Here is a 19,309-nt window from a genome sequence, read left to right as displayed (position 1 = left end):
GCGGGTGCTCGCACGGGGACGGCCCCGGGGCTCATCCGGCGACGTCGAGCCGCGGGTCGAGCAGCGCACCGAGGGGAAGCGCGCCGCCGGCCGTGGCGCCCGCCGCGCGGACGTCCTCCCCGCGACGGCCAGGCCCGCGGCCTCCCGCTGCGGCAGCCGCCAGGACGTGCGGTGGTGCGGCGTCGGGCCCAGCCGGCGCAGCGCCGCCAGGTGCTCGGGTGCCGAGTAGCCCTTGTTCTCCGCCCAGCCGTACTCCGGGTGGTCCTCGGCGAGTCGCACCATGATCGCGTCGCGCTCGGTCTTGGCGAGGATGCTCGCGGCGGCCACGGCGGCGCACCGCAGGTCCGCCTTGACCATGGTGCGCACCGGGGGCACCGCGTCGAGCACCGGCGGCGGCCCGAGCAGCGTGTCCTGGGCGGGCGTCGTCACGTAGTCGTGGTTGCCGTCGAGCAGCAGCGTGGCGGGCGGGACGGTGAGGGCGGCGATCGCGCGGTGCGCGGCCAGCCGCAGCGCGGCGATGATCCCGTACCGGTCGATCTCGGAGGGCTCGGCGTGGCCGACCGACCAGCACGCGGCCCAGCGGCGGATCAGCGGCGCGAGACGCTCCCGGGCCTCCGGCGTGAGGAGCTTGCTGTCGCGCACGCCCTGCGGGGCGGAGCGGGTCTCCGCCGTGACGACGACGACGCCGACCGTCACCGGGCCGCTCAGGCTGCCGCGCCCGACCTCGTCGACGCACGCGCGCGGCACGCCGTCGCGCAGGATCTGCCGCTCGACGCGCAACGTGGGCGCGCCGCCCCGCCCCGCCGCACCCGACCGCGCACCGGCCGCACGCGCGCCGGCCCGCCGCGCCGGGACGGTGCCCGCCCGCGCGCGCGCCGCACCCGCACGGGCCTCGGTGACACCACCCGTCCCCCGCGCACCGCCCGCCCCGCGGTCGCCGGGCCCGAGGTCGCCGGACCCGAGGTCGCCGGACCCGAGGTCGTCGGGGCTCACGGAGGTGCTCACGACGCGTCCGGCACGGCCTCGAAGACGTCGCCGGGGTTCCGCAGCATGCCGATGCGGTCGAGCGGCCAGAGCGTCACGAAGGCGGTGCCGACGACGTCGGACACGGGCACGGCGCCTCCCCGGGGTCGCCGAGGTGCCAGCGCGAGTCCGCCGAGTGCTGGCGGTTGTCGCCCATGACCCACAGCGAGCCCTCGGGGACGGTCACGTCGAAGGCGATCTCGCTGGGGCTGGCGCGGGGGCGAGGTAGGCGGACTCGTCGACCGCGACGCCGTTGACGGTGACCGGCGAGCCGTCGCCCGCGGAGGCCACGCGGTCGCCGGGCAGGCCGATGACGCGCTTGATGAGGTGGTCCTCGGACTGCTGCGGCATGAGGCCGATGACGATGAGCACGTCCTGCAGGGCGTTGGTGTCCGGGACGTCCTGGTCGGTCAGCCAGCCGCCGGGGTCGGCGAACACCACGATGTCGCCGCGGTGCAGGTCGAACGGGCCGGGCGCGAGCTTGTTCACCAGCACCCGGTCGCCCTCGAGCAGCGTGTCGTGCATGGACGCGCTGGGGATGAAGAACGCCTGCACCAGGAACGTCTTGACCACCCACGACAGCACCACCGCGCTGACCAGGATGATCGCCGTCTCCCGCAGGAACGACGCGACCGGCCCGCGGCTGCGCCCCGCAGGTGCCGCGGCCCGGTGCTCGGCGTGGCCGGCGCGGGCCTCGTGCTGATCCGTCACCGGGTCACTCTCCCACGTCGCGCGGGCCTCGACCGACCTCGCTCGCAGTCCGCACGGAATCTCCCCGGTCGCGGCGGGGACGACGACGGGCGGCAACCCCGTGGGGGTGCCGCCCGTCGTGTGCTGCGGGGTCTCAGGCCTTCTTGGCCGGGACCGACTCGCGCTTCTCCTTGATCTTGGCCTTCTTGCCGCGGAGGTTGCGCAGGTAGTAGAGCTTCGCGCGACGCACGTCACCGCGGGTGACGACCTCGACGGACTCCAGCGTCGGGGAGTGCACCGGGAAGGTGCGCTCGACGCCCACGCCGAACGAGACCTTGCGGACCGTGAAGGTCTCCCGCACGCCGTCGCCCTGGCGGGCGATCACGACGCCCTGGAACACCTGGACGCGGGAGCGGTTGCCCTCCACGACCTTGACGTTGACCTTCAGGGTGTCACCGGGGCGGAAGTCCGGGACGTCGGTGCGGAGGGAGGCCGCATCGAGCTGGTCGAGGATGTGGGACATCGTTGGTCGCTTTCCCGCCGTGCCACAGGTCACGCGCGTCGTCGTCGGCGCCCTGCGGCGCCGGGATGGCAGTGAGCGGTGTGCGGCCGATCGCTCGGCGGGCCGTGGGTCGTCTCCCCTGTGGCAGAGACGCGGCCGTCGCGCACCGACCGACCAGTGTGCCACACCCGCCTGGGACGGGAGAAACCGACCGGTGCCGCGCGCCCGGGGACGCGCCGACCCGGCTCAGCCCTGCGTCACGCCCTCGTCGCCGACCTGCCAGCCGAGCCCGGTGAGCACCTCGCGGTCGCCCCGGTCGAGGGCGGCCGGGTCGACGCGCTCCAGCAGGTCCGGCCGCCGCTCGGCGGTGCGCTCGAGGGCCTGGTCGCGCCGCCAGCGCTCGACGCGCCCGTGGTGCCCGGACAGCAGCACCTCCGGGACGTCGAGCTCCCGCCACGTCGGGGGCTTCGTGTAGACGGGGTACTCCAGCAGCCCGGCGCTGCCGTGGGACTCCTCGACGAGCGAGGCGGGGTTGCCCACCACGCCGGGCAGCAGCCGCACCACGGCCTCGACGAGCACGAGCGCGGCCGCCTCGCCGCCGTTGAGCACGTAGTCCCCGAGCGAGTACTCGCTGACGCGGACGCCGGGCCGGCTCGCGTAGTGCGCAGCGACCCGGGCGTCGATGCCCTCGTAGCGCCCGCACGCGACGACGAGGTGCTCGTCGGACGCCCACCGCTCGGCGTGCCGCTGGGTGAAGGGTGCCCCGGACGGCGTCGGGAGCAGCAGGTGCGTGCCCTCGTCCACGAGGTCGTCGAGCGCCGCCCCCAGACGTCGGGCTTCATGACCATGCCGGCCCCGCCGCCGAACGGCGTGTCGTCCACGGTGCGGTGCCGGTCGGTGGTCCAGTCGCGCAGGTCGTGCACCCGCAGGTCCACCAGCCCGGCCGCCCGGGCCTTGCCGACCAGGGACAGCCCGAGCGGGCTCAGGTAGTCCGGGAAGATCGAGACGATGTCGATGCGCACGTCAGTCGTCGTCCCCCGCGCCGGTGCCCGAGGTCTCGTCGCTGACCACGAGGTTCGCCGCGTCGGAGGCCAGCAGCCCGCCGGGCGGGTCCAGCACGACGCGGCCGCCCGGGACGTCCACGACGGGCACGATCGCCCGGACGAACGGCACCAGGGTCCGCGCGCCGCCGGTCTCCCGGAGCACCAGCGCGTCGTGGGCGGGCAGGTGCTCCAGCCCGACGACCTCCCCCAGCACCCGGCCGTCGACGTGCTCGGCGCGCAGCCCCGCGAGCTCGTGCGGGTACCACGCGTCCTCGTCGTCGTCCTCGTCGGCCACGTCCACCAGCAGGTCGACGCCGCGCAGCGCCTCTGCGGCCGTCCGGTCCCCCGCCTCGGCGAACGTCACGTACCAGCGACCCTGCTGGACCCGGGTGCCCGCGATGGTCAGCGGACCGCGCGCCGGCGGGTCGGTGGGCAGCACGGTCCCGGCGGCGAGGCGCGACTCCGGCTCGTCGGTGCGCAGGTCGAGGGCGACCTCGCCGCGCAGTCCGTGGGCGCGGCCGATGCGGGCGACCGTCAGCAGCATGGGGTTCCTCTCGGGCGTCCGGGTCTCGGACCAGGGTAGGGCGCGGCGGAGCGGGACGGTGGGGGCGGTGCGGGCACGGCACAGGCCCGGCCCCTGGTGGGACCGGGCCTGTGCCGGTGTCTCACCGCGCCGCGCGGGGCGGCACGGGCGCGCGGCTCACCGCCGGGCGACGTCCACGACGTCCACGCGCACGGGTCCGTCGGCGGACAGCGCGCCGACGACGGTCCGCAGGGCGCGGGCGGTCCGGCCGCCGCGGCCGATGACCCGCCCGAGGTCGTCCGGGTGGACCCGGACCTCGAGCAGGTCGCCGCGGCGGAGCGTGCGGGCGTCCACCTGCACGTCGTCCGGGTGGTCGACGATGCCCCGGACCAGGTGCTCCAGCGCGTCGGCGAGCATCAGGCCTGCTCGTCCTCGGCAGGCGCCTCGTCGGCGGCCGGGGCCTCGGTGGCGGCGGCCTTCTTCTCGGACGCCTTGGCCTTGGCCTTCTCGGCGTCGGCGGCGACCGCGTCGACCTTGGCCTGGACGTCGGCCGGGGCGGCCTTGGTCCGCAGCGTGCCCTCGGCGCCCGGCAGGCCCTTGAACTTCTGCCAGTCACCGGTGACCTTGAGGAGCGCGAGGACCTGCTCGCTCGGCTGCGCGCCGACGCCGAGCCAGTACTGCGCACGCTCCGAGGAGATCTCGATGAGCGAGGGCTCCTCGGTGGGGTGGTACTTGCCGATCTCCTCGATGACGCGGCCGTCACGCTTGGTGCGGGAGTCCGCGACGACGACGCGGTAGTACGGCGCCCGGATCTTGCCGAGGCGCTTCAGGCGGATCTTGGTGGCCACTGTGTGGTCTCTCCTGGGTGTCTACGGGGCGGTCGTCGCGTCCTGCACGTGGGGCATGCGGGACGGGTCCGACCTGGAGGACACGGCATCGCGCGGGTAGAGGGGCCGGGCGCGCCGAGTACAGCAGGTCATTGTGCCAGACGCGGGGCACGGTCCCCAACCGTCCCCGACCTTCCCCGACCGTCGCACCCACCGGGACGCGGCGGGCGTCACGCCACGCGCACGCCCCGCAGCACGACGGCGCGCGGGTCGCGCAGCACCCGCACGTCCCGGCGGGGGTCGGCGTCGTACACCACGAGGTCGGCGCTCTCCCCCTCCGCGAGCCCCGGGACGCCGAGCCACGCGCGGGTGCGCCACGACGCGGCGGCCACGACGTCGTGCGCCGGCAGCCCCGCGGCCACCAGCTCGGCCGCCTCGTCGGCGATGCGGCCGTGCGCGATGGTGCCGCCCGCGTCGGTGCCGACGAGCACCGGGACGCCCGCGTCGTGCAGGTCGCGCACGTGGGCGTACCGGCGGGCGTGCATGCGCCGCATCCGCGCGGCGTACACGGGGTACCGGCCGGCGCGCTCGGCGATGGCCCCGAACTGCGCGACCTGCAGCAGCGTCGCCGTGACCGGGACGCCGGCGGCGGCGATCCGGTCGATGTGCCGGTCGGTCGCCCCGGTGGCGTGCTCCAGGCAGTCGACGCCCGCGTCCAGCAGGTCGTCGAGCGCCTCCTGCGCGAACGTGTGCGCCGTGACCCGAGCGCCCGCCGCGTGGGCGACCCGCACGGCCTCGGCCAGCACGTCGGCGGGCCACAGCGGCCGCAGGTCCCCGTCGGCCCCGAGGTCCCGGTCGATCCAGTCCGCGACGAGCTTCACCCAGCCGTCGCCGCGCGCGGCCTCCTCGGCCACGGCGGCGGGCAGCACGTCCGGCGACGCGAGCTCGCGGCCGTAGTGGCGCAGGTAGCGCCTCGGCAGCGCGAGGTGCCGCCCGGCCCGCAGCAGACGCGGCAGGTCCGGCCGGTCGTGCACCCACGCGGTGTCGGCGGGCGACCCGGCGTCGCGGACCAGCAGCACGCCGGAGTCCCGGTCGGCGAGGGCCTGCGCCTGCGCGGTCGCGCGGTCGACGGCGCCCTCGGCGGCGAGGCCGATGTGGCAGTGCACGTCGACCAGCCCGGGCACGACCCAGCCGTCGACCCGCGTCGCCGCGGCACCCGGCGGGCGCTCGAACGTCAGCCGCCCGCCGACGACCCACGCCTCGCCCACGACCCGGTCGTCGTCGACGACGACCGGCCCGGTCAGGTGCAGCACGTCGGCCACGGCGCCTCCCCCGCGGAGCCCCGGAGGTCCCCGGTCAGCGCCCGAGGAACTTCTGCAGGTCCTCGATGCTCGACGGGTCGAACGCGTCCTGCTGCTGCGGGGCCGGCCCGCCGATGCCGAACGCCGAGCCCTTCGCCGCCGGCGCCGCGGGCGCGATCCCCGCCGCGCGGTCGGCGGCCGCCCGCTCCTGCGCCGCGCGCTTCGCCGGGTTGCCGGACTTGCCCTTGACCTTCTTCGACGGCGCCGTGCGGCCGCGGCCCTTGCGGCCCGTCCCGGGCAGGTTGCCCATGCCGGGCACCGGCATGCCGCCGCCGCGGGCCATCTGCTGCATCATCTTCTGCGCCGCGGCGAACCGCTCCAGCAGGCCGTTGACGTCCGACACCTGCATGCCGGAACCCGCGGCGATGCGGGCGCGCCGGGAGCCGTTGATGATCTTCGGGTTGTCACGCTCCGCCGGGGTCATCGAGCGGATCATCGCCTCGACCCGGTCGACCTCGCGCTCGTCGAAGCTCTCGATGGCCTCGCGCATCTGCCCCATCCCGGGGAGCATGCCGAGCATCTTCTTCATCGAGCCCATGTTCTTGAGCTGCTGCATCTGCTGCAGGAAGTCCGCGAGCGTGAAGCCCTCGCCGGAGGCGAGCTTGCCGGCCATCTGCTCGGCCTGCTCGGCGTCGAACGCGCGCTCGGCCTGCTCGATGAGGGTGAGCACGTCGCCCATGTCGAGGATGCGCGACGCCATGCGGTCGGGGTGGAACACCTCGAAGTCGGTGAGCTTCTCGCCCGTCGACGCGAACAGGATCGGCCGGCCGGTGACGGACGCGACCGACAGGGCGGCGCCACCGCGGGCGTCTCCGTCGAGCTTCGACAGCACGACGCCGGTGAACCCGACCCCGTCGGCGAACGCGGTGGCCGTCGCGACGGCGTCCTGGCCGATCATCGCGTCGATGACGAACAGGATCTCGTCCGGGTCGACGGCGTCGCGGATGTCGGCGGCCTGCCGCATGAGCTCCGCGTCCACGCCGAGGCGGCCGGCGGTGTCGACGATCAGCACGTCGTGCTGGCGGGCCTTCGCGGTCGCGAGGCCCTCGCGCGCCACGGCCACCGGGTCGGCGCCCACGACGACGTCCTGCTCGGAGCCCTGGTTGCCGGGGTGCGGCGCGAAGACCGGCACGCCGGCGCGCTCCCCCACCACCTGCAGCTGCGTGACCGCGTTCGGGCGCTGCAGGTCGGCGGCGACCAGCATCGGGGTGTGACCCTGGCCCTTGAGGTGCAGGGCGAGCTTGCCGGCGAGCGTCGTCTTGCCCGCGCCCTGGAGGCCGGCGAGCAGGATGACCGTCGGCGGGTTCTTGGCGAGCGTCAGCGGCCGGTTCGCGCCGCCGAGGATCGTCACCAGCTCGTCGTTGACGATCTTGACGACCTGCTGGGCGGGGTTCAGCGCGCCCGACACCTCGGCCGACAGCGCCCGCTCGCGCACGGCTCCGGTGAACTGCCGGACGACGGGGACGGCGACGTCCGCGTCGAGCAGCGCCCGGCGGATCTCGCGCACGGTGGCGTCGATGTCCGCCTCGGACAGCCGCCCCTTGGAGCGCAGGTTCTTGAAGGTCGACGTCAGTCGGTCGGACAGGGTGGCGAACACCGCGCGATCCTCACGCTCTCTCGGCGGTCAGGGACGTCCCAGCGTACCCGCCAGCCGGGTGGTCGCCCGCGCCACGAGGTCGTCCACGAGCTGCGCCCGCCACGCGGTCCAGGCCGTGGGGCCGGCCGACGACGCGTCCGCCTCCGTCAGCGCGCGCAGCAGCGCCAGCAGGTCCGGCCGGTGGTCCACGGCGGCCAGGAGCACCTCGACGGTGGCCGGGTCGTCGGGGTCCGCGCCGGTCGCCAGGTCGGCGAGCGTGAGGTGGTGCCGCACCAGCAGCTCGACGTCGGCCACGTCCGCCGCCGGGAAGCCCATGCGCTGCACGACCGGCCCGACCAGCCGCGCGCCCTCGACGGAGTGGTCCGCGGCGCCGGCGCGCTTGCCGATGTCGTGCAGCAGCGCGGCGACCAGCAGCACGTCCGGGCGGTCGACGGTGCGGCGCAGCCCGGCCGCGCGGGCGGCGGCCTCCACGAGGTGACGGTCGACCGTGTGGCGGTGGATCGGCGAGCGCTGCGGGCGGTTGCGGACGCCCGCCCACTCCGGGATCCACGTGGTCACGACCCCGGCCAGGTCCAGCGCCTCCCACACGGGCACCTGCGCGGGCCCGGTGGCGAGGAGCTGCACGAGCAGGGTGCGTGCGGCCTTCGGCCACGGGGTCGGCAGCGGCGGCGTCCGCTCCAGGCTCGCGACGGTGATCGGCGACAGCGTCAGCCCCGTCCGGGCGGCGGTCGCGGCCGCGCGCAGCGACAGCAGCGGGTCGTCCGCGGGCCGGGCGTCCGCGGCCAGCACCAGCTCGCCGTCGTGCTCCACCAGGCCCTCGGCCACGGCGCGCAGGCGCGGCGGCGTGCGACGTCCCCGCACGAGCACCGGTCGGCGCGCGGGCCGGGCGAGCGCCTGCCGGGCGTTGCGGGCGGTCGTGTCCAGGGCGTACGAGATGACCCGGCCGGCCTCGGCGAGGCTCGCGAGCAGGTCGTCCCGGTCCCCCACGCCCAGCAGCTCGGCGACCTCGTCCTGGTCGGCGAGCAGCAGCCGGTTGGTGTGCCGGCGCGTGACGGTCTGCACCGCGTCGCGGACGTCGAGCAGGTGCGCGTGCGCGCGGTCGACGGCGCCGTGCGGCCGGTCGGTGAGCCACGTCGCGGCGAGCGCGGAGAGCACCACCGCGTCCCGGATGCCCCCGCGGGCCTCCTTGAGGTCGGGCTCGATGAGGTAGGCGAGCTCGCCGTGCCGCTCGGCGCGCTGCCGCGTCGAGGCCAGCAGCTCGGGCAGCCGGCGGCGGGCCGCGGACCGCCAGTCGGCCAGCAGCGCGGACTGCGCCCGGTGCACGATGCCCGGGTCGCCGGCCACGGGGCGCAGGTCCAGCAGGCCGACCGCCGCCGGGAGGTCGCGGGAGGCCACCTGCCGGCACTGCGCGAGGGACCGCACCGAGTGGTCCAGGTCGAGGCCCGCGTCCCACACGGGGTACCAGAGCCGGTCGGCGAGGCCGGCGAGCTCCTCCGCGGAGTGGCCCCGGCCGTCGTGCACGAGCAGCAGGTCGAGGTCGCTCGCCGGGCTCGCGTCGCCGCGGCCGACGGACCCCACGGCGCCGAGGCCGATGCCGGGCGTCTCGCGACCCTCGGTCGCGGTGTCCCACAGCTCCGCCAGGCGCCGCAGCACCAGGTCGGACACGGCGCGGCGCCGCGCCCCGCCGTCGGCGTCCGGGCCGGACAGCCGCTCGGCGAGCACGAGCCGCTCAGAGCGGAGGTCCCGCACCCCCGGGAGCTCCGGGGAGTGCGGGACCTCGGTCGGGTCGGCCATCCGTCAGCCGGTCCGGCCGGCCGTCGTCGTGCCGGTCGTCACAGGGCGTCGACCCCGTGCTCGCCGGTGCGGACGCGGGCGACGTCCTCGACGGGGACCACCCAGACCTTGCCGTCGCCGATCTTGCCGGTCTGCGCGGCCTTGACGATCACCTCGGTGACGCCCGGGGCGTCCTCGTCGGCGACCAGCACGTCGATCTTGACCTTCGGCACCAGGTCGACGGTGTACTCCGCGCCCCGGTAGACCTCCGTGTGGCCGCGCTGGCGGCCGTACCCGGACGCCTCGCTCACCGTCAGGCCGCGGACACCGGCCGCCTCCAGGGCCGACTTCACGTCGTCGAGCCGATGCGGCTGGATGACCGCGGACACGAGCTTGGTCATGCCTTCACCTCCGTCACGACGCGGGCTCCGCCCAGCGTCTCGTATGCGGTCTCACCGTGCACGGCCAGGTCGATGCCGCCCACCTCGGCCTCCTCGCTGACCCGCCAGCCCATGGTGGCCTTCAGGATGAGCCCGATGACCAGGGTCACCAGACCCGAGAACACCAGGGCGAGCAGCGCGATGACCGTCTGCACGACCAGCTGCTTGGCGCCGCCGCCGAAGAACAGGCCGGTGTCGGCCGCCAGGAAGCCGATGCCGATGGTGCCGACGAGGCCGCCGACCAGGTGGACGCCGACGACGTCGAGCGAGTCGTCGTAGCCGAAGCGGTACTTGAGGCCGACCGCGAGGGCGCACAGCACACCAGCGACGACGCCGAGGATGATCGACGTCACCGGGCGCAGCGTGCCCGCGGCCGGGGTGATCGCGACGAGGCCGGCGACGACACCGGACGCGGCACCCAGGGAGGTGGCGTGCCCGTCGCGGAACTTCTCCGTGACCAGCCAGCCGATGACGGCGGCCGCGGTGGCGGCGGTCGTGTTGACCCAGGCGAGACCCGCGTTGCCGTCGGCGGTGAACGCGGAGCCGGCGTTGAAGCCGAACCAGCCGAACCACAGCAGCGCAGCGCCGAGCATGACGAACGGCAGGTTGTGCGGGCGCATCGGCTCCTTGCCGAAGCCCTTGCGCTTGCCGATGATCAGCGCGAGCACGAGGCCCGCGATACCGGCGTTGATGTGCACGACGGTGCCACCGGCGAAGTCGATCGGGGCGACCGTGGCCGCGCCGTCCGTGGTGCCGAACAGCAGCGCCGCGACGCTGTTCTCCGCGCCGGAGAGCTGGCCGCCGCCCCACACCATGTGGGCGAGCGGGAAGTAGCTGACGGTCGCCCAGAGCGCGGTGAACGCGACCCAGGTGCCGAACTTCACGCGGTCGGCGATCGCGCCGCTGATGAGCGCGACCGTGATGATCGCGAACGTCACCTGGAACGCGACGCCGACGACCACCGGCACGCCGTAGGCGTCGAGCAGGAACTCGCCGCTGTCGTCCCAGATCGTGCCCGCCAGCCCGAACTGGTCGAACGGGTTGCCGAACAGGCCGCCGACGTCCGAGCCGTAGGACATCGACCAGCCCCAGAAGACGTACACGACGACCACCACGGCGATGCTGATGAACGACATCATCATCATGTTGAGCACGGACTTGCCGCGCACCATGCCCCCGTAGAAGAACGCCAGTCCCGGCGTCATGAGCAGCACCAGGGACGCTGACATCAGCATCCAGGCTGTCGCTCCGGTGTCCAGATCCATGTGGAACGCCTCTCCCCTCGCCAGCCGAGCGGCCGGATCGGGGTCCAGCGTCCTGAACAGGAGTTTCGACGCGACGCCGCTCGCGTTACGGGCGTGTGACGAGGCCCCGGGCGGCGTCAACATTGTGTTACGCCGGGCTGTTCGTCTCAGTCGGCGGTCGCTCCCCGGGCGACGGGCGGCTCAGCCGAGGATGCCGTCCACGAACTCCTCCGCGTCGAACGGCGCCAGGTCGTCCGGGCCCTCGCCGAGGCCGACGAGCTTGACCGGCACGCCGAGCTCGCGCTGCACCGCGACGACGATGCCGCCCTTGGCGGTGCCGTCGAGCTTGGTCAGGACGATGCCCGTGACCCCGGCGACCTCCGCGAAGACGCGGGCCTGGTTCATGCCGTTCTGGCCGGTCGTCGCGTCGAGCACCAGCAGCACCTCGGACAGCGGCGCGGTGCGCGTCACGACCCGGGTGATCTTGCCGAGCTCGTCCATGAGGCCGGCCTTGTTCTGCAGGCGGCCGGCCGTGTCGACCAGCACGACGTCGGCGCCGTCGCGCACCCCGTCGCGGACGGCCTCGAACGCGACCGACGCCGGGTCGGCGCCGTCGCGGTCGGCGCGCACGGTCCGGACGCCCACGCGGGAGCCCCACGTCTCGAGCTGGTCGGCGGCGGCGGCGCGGAACGTGTCGGCCGCGCCCAGCAGGACCGAACGGCCCTCGGCGACGAGCACGCGGGCGAGCTTGCCGACCGTCGTCGTCTTGCCCGTGCCGTTCACGCCGACCACGAGGACCACGGCGGGCAGCGTCGTGCCGTCCTCGCCGGTCCGCGGGGAGGTCGCCAGCGAGCGGTCGAGGCCCGGGTCGACGAGGGCGAGCAGCTCCGCGCGCAGCAGCGCGCGCACCTGGGCCGGGTCCTTGAGGCCCTGCACGCGCGCCTGCGTGCGCAGGGCGTCCACGAGGTCCGCCGACGGGCCGGCACCGACGTCCGCCAGGAGCAGGGTCTCCTCGAGCTCGTCCCAGTCGTCCTCGCCGAGGTGGTCGCGGGACAGCACCTGGAGCATGCGCGCGCCGAGCGGCGAGCCGGAGCGGGCGAGGCGGTCGCGCAGCCGGGCGAGCCGGCCGGCGGCCGGGGCCGGCACCTCGATCGCGGGCGGCGCCGCGGCGTCCTCGGGGGCGGGCGCCGTGGGGGCGGGCGCCGTGGGGGCGGGCGCCTCCGCCCCGGGTTCCGCCGTGCCGGCCGGGGCGGCGGGACGGTCCTCGACGGCCGTCGGGCCGGCGGCGTCCTGCGTCCCCCCGGGCCGTCGGCGGCGGGTCAGCACGGCGGCGCCGCCGCCGAGGACGGCGAGCGCCGGCACGCCGACGAGGAGCAGGGTCAGGAGGTCGTTCGAGTCCACCGGGACAGTGTGTCAGCCCGTGTCAGCCGTCGTCGCCGTCGCGCGGCCGCGGCGGGACGGCCGGCGGGCGCTCGTCGGCGGCGACGCGGGCGGGCGTGTGCCCCGAGCGCCGCGCGGCGGCGGGGACGTGCACCGGGCGAGGCAGCCGCGGGTGCCGGTCGTGCGGGCGGGGCACCGCGGGGCGGTCCGTCGGGCGGTCCGGGTCGTGGCCGTGCTCGCGGGTGCCCGAGCGGCCGGGCAGCAGCCGGCCGGCCCGCTCGCCCGTGCGCTCCAGCATGTCCGCCAGCTCGTCCAGCTGGAGGTAGCCGTCGTCGGGCTGGGACGCCTCGGCGAACATCTGCTCGAACGGCACGTCCACCGGCTCGGCGTCGTCCCGGTCGACCGGCTCGGCGTCCTTGTCCCGTCGCAGGCCGCCGCGCAGGTCCTGCCAGAACGTGCGCAGCCCCTCGCGGCCCCCCTCGGCGGCGTTCGCCGCCACGATCACGCCCACCGCGGCCAGCAGCGCCAGCCCGATCCCCCATGCGTACGCGCTCATGGGATCAATTGTCCGACGGCTTCCTGGGAACTGCCCGGGCACCCGCCGGATCCGGGGCGAACCGGCACGAGATCTTCACGCCGGCCTGCGCCTCACGCGGGTGCGGCGGCCTCGTCCCGCAGCCGCTGGCTGATGACGGTGGTCACCCCGTCGCCGCGCATCGTCACGCCGTAGAGCGCGTCGGCGATCTCCATGGTGCGCTTCTGGTGCGTGACGACGATGAGCTGGGAGTCCTCCTGCAGCTCGCGGAAGATCTCCAGGAGCCGGCCGAGGTTCGCGTCGTCCAGCGCGGCCTCCACCTCGTCCATGACGTAGAACGGGCTCGGGCGGGCCTTGAAGATCGACACCAGCAGCGCGACGGCCGTCAGGGACCGCTCGCCGCCGGACAGCAGCGACAGCCGCTTGACCTTCTTGCCCGCCGGACGCGCCTCCACCTCGATGCCGGTGGTGAGCATGTCGCCGGGGTCGGTCAGGACCAGGCGGCCCTCGCCGCCGGGGAACAGCCGCGGGAAGACCCGGTCGAACTGCGCGGCGGTGTCCCGGTACGCCTCGGCGAACACCTGCTCCACGCGCTCGTCGATCTCCTGGACGATCTCCAGCAGGTCCGCGCGCGACTTCCTCAGGTCGGCGAGCTGCTCCACGAGGAACTTGTGCCGCTCCTCGAGCGCCGCGAACTCCTCCAGCGCCAGCGGGTTGACCCGGCCGAGCTGGGCGAGCGCGCGCTCGGCCGCCCGCAGCCGCTTCTCCTGCTCCGCCCGGACGTACGGCACCTCGGTGGGCGCGTCGGGGTCGGCGTCGGCCGGGGCCGGCACGGGGACGGCCCGGTGCGGGCCGAACTCCTCGACGAGCACGGCCGGGTCGGTGCCGAGCTCCTCGACGGCCCGGGCCTGGAGCTGCTCGATGCGCAGCCGCTGCTCGGCGCGCGCGACCTCGTCGCGGTGGGCGGCGTCCGTGAGCTGGGCGACCTCGCGCTGGCGCTCGTCGACCTGCGTCCGCACGGCGACCAGGGCCGTGTCCCGCTCGGCGCGGGCGGCCTCCGCGGCGGCGCGCTCGTCGGCCGCACGGGCCAGGGCGTGCTCGACGGCGCGCAGCGCCTGGCCGGCGCCCTGGGCCACCGCCGTGGCGACCGCGGCGTGGCGGGCGCGCGTCCGCTCGCGCTCGGCGGCGCGCTCGCGGGCGGCGCGCTCCGTGCGGGCGGCCCGGTCCAGCGACTCCGCGCGGCCCGCGAGCGCACGGGCGCGCTCCTCCGACGTCCGCAGGGTCAGCCGGGCCTCCGTCTCCCGGCCCCGGGCGGCCGAGGCGGCCTCGGCCGCGGCGTCCCGCTGCACCGTGCGCTCCTCGATCGCCGCGTCGGTGTCGGCGGGCTCGGCCTCGGCGGCCGCGAGCCGCTCGGTGAGCCCGGCCAGCTCCGCGGCGCCCTCGGCGAGCGCCTGCTCGGCCGCGGCGAGCGACGCCTGGACCCGCTCCGCCTCGGCGCGGGCCGCCCGGGCGGTCGCACCGAGGTGCCCGAGCTGCTCGGCGACCGCCGCGAGCGCCGCGTCGGACTCGTTCAGCCGCTCCAGCGTGTCCTGGTGGGCCGCGCGCGCCGACTCCTGGGCCTCGCGCGCCCCGACCAGCGCGAACCGGGCCTGCTCGGCGCGGGCGGCGGCGTCCTGGACGCCCTGGCGCGCCGCGTCCAGCGCGGCCTGGAGGTGCAACGCGCTCGGCGCGGTCGCGGAGCCGCCGGACGCCCGGTGCGCGGCCAGCACGTCGCCGCCGCGCGTCGCGACCACCAGGTCGGGCCGGTCGCGCAGCACCCCCCGTGCGGCGACGAGGTCGTCGACCACCACGACGTCGCTGAGCAGCCGGCGCACCGCGGGCAGCACGGCGGGCGGCGCCTGGACGAGGTCCAGGGCCCACGCGGCACCGGACGGCGCCGCGCCCTGCCCCGCGGCGGCGGTCCCGGCGTCGCCCGCCGCCACGACGAGCCCCGCACGCCCGGCGTCCTGCTCACGCAGGTACCGGATGGCGTCGACGGCGGCCTCCACGGACTCGACCGCGACGGCGTCGGCCGACGCGCCGAGCGCCGCGACGATCGCGTCCTCGTCGCCCGCGGCGACCGCGATGAGCGCGGCGAGCGACCCGACGACGCCCGGCAGGCCGTCGGAGGCGAGCAGCGCCCCGGCCCCGTCCTTGCGGGTCAGGGACAGCTCGAGCGTCTCGATGCGCGACTCCAGCGCCGCGCGCTCGCGCTCGGCCTCGTCCAGCGCCTGCTCCAGCTCGGCGACCCGCGCGGCGGTCGTCTCGACGGCGTCCGCCGCGGCCTCGTGGGCGGCGTCCAGGCCCTCCTCGCCCTCCTCGACGCCGGCGACCTGCGTCTCCAGGGCGGCGAACTCGACGGTCGCCTCGTGCCCGCGCCGCTCCGCCTCCGCGAGCGTCGCGCGCAGCCGCCCGATCTCCGCCTCGGTGGCCTCCAGGCGGCTGCGCCGGGCGCCCACCTGGCCGGCGAGCCGGGCGAGCCCCTCGCGGCGGTCGGCGGCGCCCCGCAGCACGGTGGCCAGGGCCCTCTCGGCGGTGGCGGCGTCCTCCTCCGCCTGCTGCCGGGCGGCCTGCGCGGCCTCCAGCGCCGCGCGCGCCGCGTCGACCTCCGCGGTGAGCTCCGCCTCGGCGGCTCGCACCCGCTCGGCCTGGCGCTCGAGGTCCTCCGGGTCCTGCCCGCGGGCCGGCTCCGGCGTCGCGCTGCCGAGCAGCCGCGCCCGGTCCGCGGCGAGGGAGCCCGTGCCGCGCAGCCGCTCCTGCAGCGCGGACAGCCGGTACCAGAGGTCCGACGCCTCACCCAGGGCGGGGGCGGCCTCGGCGGCCTCGCGCTCGAGGGCCGCGAGCCGGGCGCGCGCGGCGTCCAGCGCGGCCTCCGCCTCGGCCCGCCGGGCCCGCAGCGCCGTGTCGTCGGCGATCTCCTGCTCGAGGGTCGCAGTGAGCTGCGCCAGGTCGTCGGCGAGCAGCCGCGCCCGGGCGTCGCGCAGGTCCGCCTGGACCGTCTGCGCCTTGCGCGCGACCTCCGCCTGCCGGCCGAGCGGCCCGAGCTGGCGCCGCAGCTCCCCGGTCAGGTCGGTGAGTCGGGTGAGGTTGGCCTGCATCGCGTCGAGCTTGCGGAGCGCCTTCTCCTTGCGCTTGCGGTGCTTGAGGACGCCCGCGGCCTCCTCGATGAAGCCGCGCCGCTCCTCCGGCGTCGCACGCAGCACCGCGTCGAGCTGGCCCTGCCCGACGATGACGTGCATCTCCCGGCCCAGGCCCGAGTCGGACAGCAGGTCCTGGATGTCGAGCAGCCGGCACGGCCGCCCGTTGATCGCGTACTCCGAGCCGCCGTTGCGGAACAGCGTCCGCGAGATCGTCACCTCGGTGTACTCGATCGGCAGCGCGCCGTCGGTGTTGTCGATGGTCAGCGACACCTCGGCGCGTCCCAGGGGCGGGCGGCCGGAGGTGCCGGCGAAGATGACGTCCTCCATCTTGCCGCCGCGCAGCGACTTGGCGCCCTGCTCCCCCATCACCCACGCGAGCGCGTCGACGACGTTCGACTTGCCGGACCCGTTCGGGCCCACGACGCAGGTCACCCCGGGCTCGAGGTGCAGCGTCGTCGCCGAGGCGAACGACTTGAACCCCCGCAGGGTGAGCGTCTTCAGGTGCACGGGCGGCAGCCTAGTGGCGGCACCGGCCCGGGACCCGGAGGCACCGGGCCGGTCCGCGGGCTCAGCGGGCCAGGGCGGGGAACCACAGCCCGATCTCGCGGGCGGCCGACTCCGGGGAGTCCGAGCCGTGCACGAGGTTCTGCGTCACCTTCAGGCCCCACTCGCGGCCGAGGTCGCCGCGGATCGTGCCCGGGGCGGCGGCCGTCGGGTCGGTGGCACCGGCCAGGGAACGGAACCCCTCGATGACGCGGTGGCCCTCGGCGACGACCGCCAGGACCGGACCGGACTTCATGAACTCCACGAGCGGGCCGAAGAACGGCTTGCCCTCGTGCTCGGCGTAGTGGGCGTGCAGCAGGTCGTCGTCGGCGGTGCGGAGCTCGACGGCCACGAGGGTGTAGCCCTTGGCCTCGATGCGGCGGAGCACCTCGCCCGTCAGCCCCCGGCTCACGCCGTCGGGCTTGACCAGGACGAGGGTGCGCTGGATGTCGCTCATGGGCGTCACCCTAACCGGCGGCGCCGGTCTGCTCGGGGTGGGCCGCGTCGTACGCCGCGCGCTCCCGGTCGATGCGCGCGCCGAGCCGCAGCGACACCGCCCAGAGCACCGCGAACAGCACGCCGAGGGCGAACATCAGCGGCACCACGAACCCGCACGCGAGCACCAGCACCTGCGCCACCGACCCGGCGACGTACCCGCCCGGGACGGTCACGAGGCGCGACAGCACGACGAGGACCACGAACACCAGCCCGGCGACCGGCCACAGCACCCCCGGCGGGGTGCCCAGGACCCCCGCCGCCGCGAGGCCGTGCGCCGTGAGCGCCGCGAACAGCACCAGCACGCCCTCCAGGACCAGGATGGTCGAGGCGAACTGGGGCTTGGCGGGACGCTTCGGGCGCGCGGGCCGCGCGGCGTGCGGGGAGGTCACCTCGGCAGGCTACCGGGGGCCGTCGGAGGACCCGGGGCCGCCGGCTCCCGCGGAGCCCGACGGGCCGCCCGCCGACGCCGCCGCGCGCTCCGCCTCCGGCTCCGTCGCGCGCCGCGCGGGCGCCGCCGTGGCCTCGCCGCGCGCGACCATCCCGGCCACGTCGGACAGCCGCACCTCGCGCAGGAACAGCGTCAGCACGAAGCCGAGGGCGAGCAGCGGCACGAGGTACCAGAACGCCGGCGCGAGCGCCTCGGTGTACGCGGTGACGACGCCGTCGCGGAGCGCGTCGGGGAGCTGCGCGACGAGCGCGGGGGTCAGCGAGTCGGCACCGCCCGCCGCGTCGGCACCGCCCGCCGGCACGCCCGCGAACACGTCCTCGAGGCGGGTCGAGAGCCGCGTGGTGAAGATCGTGCTGAACAGCGCCGTGCCGACGGCCGCGCCGATCTCCCGGAAGAAGTTGTTGGCGCTGGTGGCGGTGCCGATCTCGTGCGGGTCGACGGAGTTCTGCACGGCCAGGACGATCGTCTGCATCACGAGGCCGAGCCCGGCGCCCAGGACGAAGATCATCACGCCGAACAGCACCATCGACATGTCGCCGGTGATCGTGGTGAGCCACGCCAGGCCGACCGTGGTCACCGCCATGCCGGCGATCGGGAACGCCCGGTAGCGCCCGGTGCGGGTGATCGCCACGCCCGAGCCGATGGCGGTGAGCATGACGCCGACCGTCATCGGGAGCATGAGCAGGCCGGACTCCGTGACGCCCGAGCCGGTGGACATCTGCAGGAACGTCGGCAGGAACGCCAGCGACGCGAACATGCCCATGCCGATGACCAGGCCGATGCCGGTGGCGAGCGCGAAGGTCCGGTTGCGGAACAGCCGCAGCGGCAGGAGCGGCTCCTGCGCCCGCAGCTCGACGCCGACGAACAGGGCGATCGCGACGAGCGTGCCGACGAGCAGGCCGACGAGCCGGGCGTCGGACCAGTCGTAGCCGCCCTCACCGGTCAGCGACGTCCACGACGTGACCAGGACGATCCCGGACGTGGCGAGCGTCAGCAGCACGATGCCGGCGACGTCCAGGCGCCGCCCGGAGCGGTGGGAGGGCAGCGTCAGCGTGAACCAGGCCGTGACGAACGCCGCGATGCCGACCGGGATGTTGATCCAGAAGCACCACCGCCAGTCGGCGTGGTCCGTGAACAGCCCGCCGAGCAGGGGCCCGGCCACCGCGGCGACGCCGAACATCGCGCCCATCGGCCCCATGTACTTGCCGCGCTCCTTGGCCGGGACGATGTCCGCGATGATCGCCTGCGACAGGATGATCAGGCCGCCGCCGCCGAGTCCCTGGACGCCGCGCCACGCGACGAGCTCCCCGAACGACTGGGCGAAGCCGGCGCCCGCCGAGGCGAGCGTGAACAGGCCGATCGCGACGAGGAACGGCCAGCGCCGGCCCCACAGGTCGCCGAACTTGCCGTACAGCGGCATGACGATCGCGATCGCCAGGATGTAGATCGTCACGACCCAGCCCTGGTGCTCGACGCCGTTCAGCTCGCCGACGATGGTGGGCATCGCCGTGCCGACGATGGACTGGTCGAGCGAGGACAGCAGCATGCTGGCCAGCAGGGCGCCGAAGATCAGCCAGATCCGGCGCTGGGTCAGCTCGACCAGCGGTTCGTCGCGGGCGGGGGCGGTGGTCGCCATGGGGGGTCCTCTCGTGGGCGCGCCGTGGCGCGCCGCCGACCGGCTGCGGCCGGTGCGGCGCCGTCGT

The 19,309-nt window shown here is 75.8% G+C and carries 17 protein-coding genes and 2 pseudogenes; all 19 read right to left on the bottom strand.

Annotated features, from left to right (window positions below):
- Positions 1-159: 159 nt before the first annotated feature.
- A pseudogene (gene rnhB / locus P9841_RS18055) lies at positions 160-747 on the bottom strand (ribonuclease HII); the annotation flags it as partial.
- Positions 748-1,078: 331 nt separating this feature from the next.
- A complete protein-coding gene (locus tag P9841_RS19045) occupies positions 1,079-1,180 on the bottom strand; it encodes a hypothetical protein (RefSeq protein ID WP_349306964.1) in 102 nt (33 codons plus the stop codon).
- A 26-nt stretch (positions 1,181-1,206) separates the two neighbouring features.
- Positions 1,207-1,734: a signal peptidase I gene (gene lepB, locus P9841_RS18050; protein ID WP_349306911.1), complete on the bottom strand. Its 528-nt coding sequence runs from the start codon at positions 1,732-1,734 to the stop codon at positions 1,207-1,209.
- Positions 1,735-1,867: 133 nt separating this feature from the next.
- Entirely contained in the window at positions 1,868-2,236 is a 369-nt protein-coding gene (gene rplS / locus P9841_RS18045; protein ID WP_283319954.1) for a 50S ribosomal protein L19, read from the bottom strand.
- Positions 2,237-2,461: 225 nt separating this feature from the next.
- Positions 2,462-3,237: pseudogene (gene trmD, locus P9841_RS18040) on the bottom strand (tRNA (guanosine(37)-N1)-methyltransferase TrmD).
- Position 3,238: 1 nt separating this feature from the next.
- A complete protein-coding gene (rimM, locus tag P9841_RS18035; protein WP_283319953.1) occupies positions 3,239-3,802 on the bottom strand; it encodes a ribosome maturation factor RimM in 564 nt (187 codons plus the stop codon).
- 156 nt (positions 3,803-3,958) lie between these two features.
- Positions 3,959-4,198 carry an RNA-binding protein gene (locus tag P9841_RS18030; RefSeq protein ID WP_222169759.1) on the bottom strand — a complete coding sequence of 80 codons (240 nt, stop codon included), beginning with the start codon at positions 4,196-4,198 and terminating at the stop codon, positions 3,959-3,961.
- On the bottom strand, positions 4,198-4,629 hold the full coding sequence (gene rpsP, locus P9841_RS18025; RefSeq protein WP_283319952.1) for a 30S ribosomal protein S16: 432 nt from the start codon (positions 4,627-4,629) through the stop codon (positions 4,198-4,200). The genes P9841_RS18030 and rpsP overlap by 1 nt, the downstream gene beginning before the upstream one ends.
- Before the next feature lie 209 nt (positions 4,630-4,838).
- On the bottom strand, positions 4,839-5,930 hold the full coding sequence (locus P9841_RS18020) for an amidohydrolase family protein (protein ID WP_283319951.1): 1,092 nt from the start codon (positions 5,928-5,930) through the stop codon (positions 4,839-4,841).
- Between the two features lie 34 nt (positions 5,931-5,964).
- Positions 5,965-7,566, bottom strand: coding sequence for a signal recognition particle protein (gene ffh / locus P9841_RS18015; protein WP_283319950.1), 1,602 nt, complete (start codon positions 7,564-7,566; stop codon positions 5,965-5,967).
- A 27-nt stretch (positions 7,567-7,593) separates the two neighbouring features.
- A complete protein-coding gene (locus tag P9841_RS18010) occupies positions 7,594-9,360 on the bottom strand; it encodes a [protein-PII] uridylyltransferase (protein ID WP_283319949.1) in 1,767 nt (588 codons plus the stop codon).
- A 38-nt stretch (positions 9,361-9,398) separates the two neighbouring features.
- On the bottom strand, positions 9,399-9,740 hold the full coding sequence (locus tag P9841_RS18005; RefSeq protein WP_222169764.1) for a P-II family nitrogen regulator: 342 nt from the start codon (positions 9,738-9,740) through the stop codon (positions 9,399-9,401).
- On the bottom strand, positions 9,737-11,044 hold the full coding sequence (locus P9841_RS18000; RefSeq protein ID WP_283319948.1) for an ammonium transporter: 1,308 nt from the start codon (positions 11,042-11,044) through the stop codon (positions 9,737-9,739). Before P9841_RS18000 ends, P9841_RS18005 begins: the two co-directional genes overlap by 4 nt.
- Positions 11,045-11,224: 180 nt before the next feature.
- On the bottom strand, positions 11,225-12,424 hold the full coding sequence (ftsY, locus tag P9841_RS17995) for a signal recognition particle-docking protein FtsY (protein WP_283319947.1): 1,200 nt from the start codon (positions 12,422-12,424) through the stop codon (positions 11,225-11,227).
- Between the two features lie 22 nt (positions 12,425-12,446).
- The gene (locus tag P9841_RS17990; RefSeq protein ID WP_283319946.1) at positions 12,447-12,959 is read right to left on the bottom strand and encodes a hypothetical protein; all 513 of its coding nucleotides are present in this window, start codon (positions 12,957-12,959) and stop codon (positions 12,447-12,449) included.
- Between the two features lie 92 nt (positions 12,960-13,051).
- On the bottom strand, positions 13,052-16,624 hold the full coding sequence (gene smc / locus P9841_RS17985) for a chromosome segregation protein SMC (protein ID WP_283319945.1): 3,573 nt from the start codon (positions 16,622-16,624) through the stop codon (positions 13,052-13,054).
- Positions 16,625-16,685: 61 nt separating this feature from the next.
- Positions 16,686-17,117 (bottom strand): nucleoside-diphosphate kinase, encoded by a 432-nt coding sequence (gene ndk / locus P9841_RS17980; RefSeq protein WP_283319944.1) that lies wholly within the window; start codon positions 17,115-17,117, stop codon positions 16,686-16,688.
- Between the two features lie 10 nt (positions 17,118-17,127).
- Positions 17,128-17,547, bottom strand: a complete 420-nt coding sequence (locus P9841_RS17975) for a DUF4233 domain-containing protein (protein ID WP_283319943.1) — start codon at positions 17,545-17,547, stop codon at positions 17,128-17,130.
- 9 nt (positions 17,548-17,556) lie between these two features.
- Positions 17,557-19,242 (bottom strand): MDR family MFS transporter, encoded by a 1,686-nt coding sequence (locus P9841_RS17970; RefSeq protein ID WP_283319942.1) that lies wholly within the window; start codon positions 19,240-19,242, stop codon positions 17,557-17,559.
- Positions 19,243-19,309: the final 67 nt, after the last annotated feature.

The sequence above is a fragment of the Cellulomonas sp. ES6 genome (assembly GCF_030053835.1).
GTDB lineage: Bacteria > Actinomycetota > Actinomycetes > Actinomycetales > Cellulomonadaceae > Cellulomonas.
This window is presented reverse-complemented; position numbering and strand designations above follow the sequence as displayed.

Excerpts from the sequence above, each read along its gene's own strand:
- rplS (WP_283319954.1), bottom strand. The coding sequence starts at position 2,236 with ATGTCCCACATCCTCGACCAGCTCGATGCGGCCTCCCTCCGCACCGAC.
- P9841_RS17990 (WP_283319946.1), bottom strand. The coding sequence starts at position 12,959 with ATGAGCGCGTACGCATGGGGGATCGGGCTGGCGCTGCTGGCCGCGGTG.
- P9841_RS18000 (WP_283319948.1), bottom strand. The coding sequence starts at position 11,044 with ATGGATCTGGACACCGGAGCGACAGCCTGGATGCTGATGTCAGCGTCC.
- P9841_RS18030 (WP_222169759.1), bottom strand. The coding sequence starts at position 4,198 with ATGCTCGCCGACGCGCTGGAGCACCTGGTCCGGGGCATCGTCGACCAC.
- P9841_RS19045 (WP_349306964.1), bottom strand. The coding sequence starts at position 1,180 with ATGGGCGACAACCGCCAGCACTCGGCGGACTCGCGCTGGCACCTCGGC.
- P9841_RS18010 (WP_283319949.1), bottom strand. The coding sequence starts at position 9,360 with ATGGCCGACCCGACCGAGGTCCCGCACTCCCCGGAGCTCCCGGGGGTG.
- rimM (WP_283319953.1), bottom strand. The coding sequence starts at position 3,802 with ATGCTGCTGACGGTCGCCCGCATCGGCCGCGCCCACGGACTGCGCGGC.
- ndk (WP_283319944.1), bottom strand. The coding sequence starts at position 17,117 with ATGAGCGACATCCAGCGCACCCTCGTCCTGGTCAAGCCCGACGGCGTG.
- P9841_RS17970 (WP_283319942.1), bottom strand. The coding sequence starts at position 19,242 with ATGGCGACCACCGCCCCCGCCCGCGACGAACCGCTGGTCGAGCTGACC.
- P9841_RS18005 (WP_222169764.1), bottom strand. The coding sequence starts at position 9,740 with ATGACCAAGCTCGTGTCCGCGGTCATCCAGCCGCATCGGCTCGACGAC.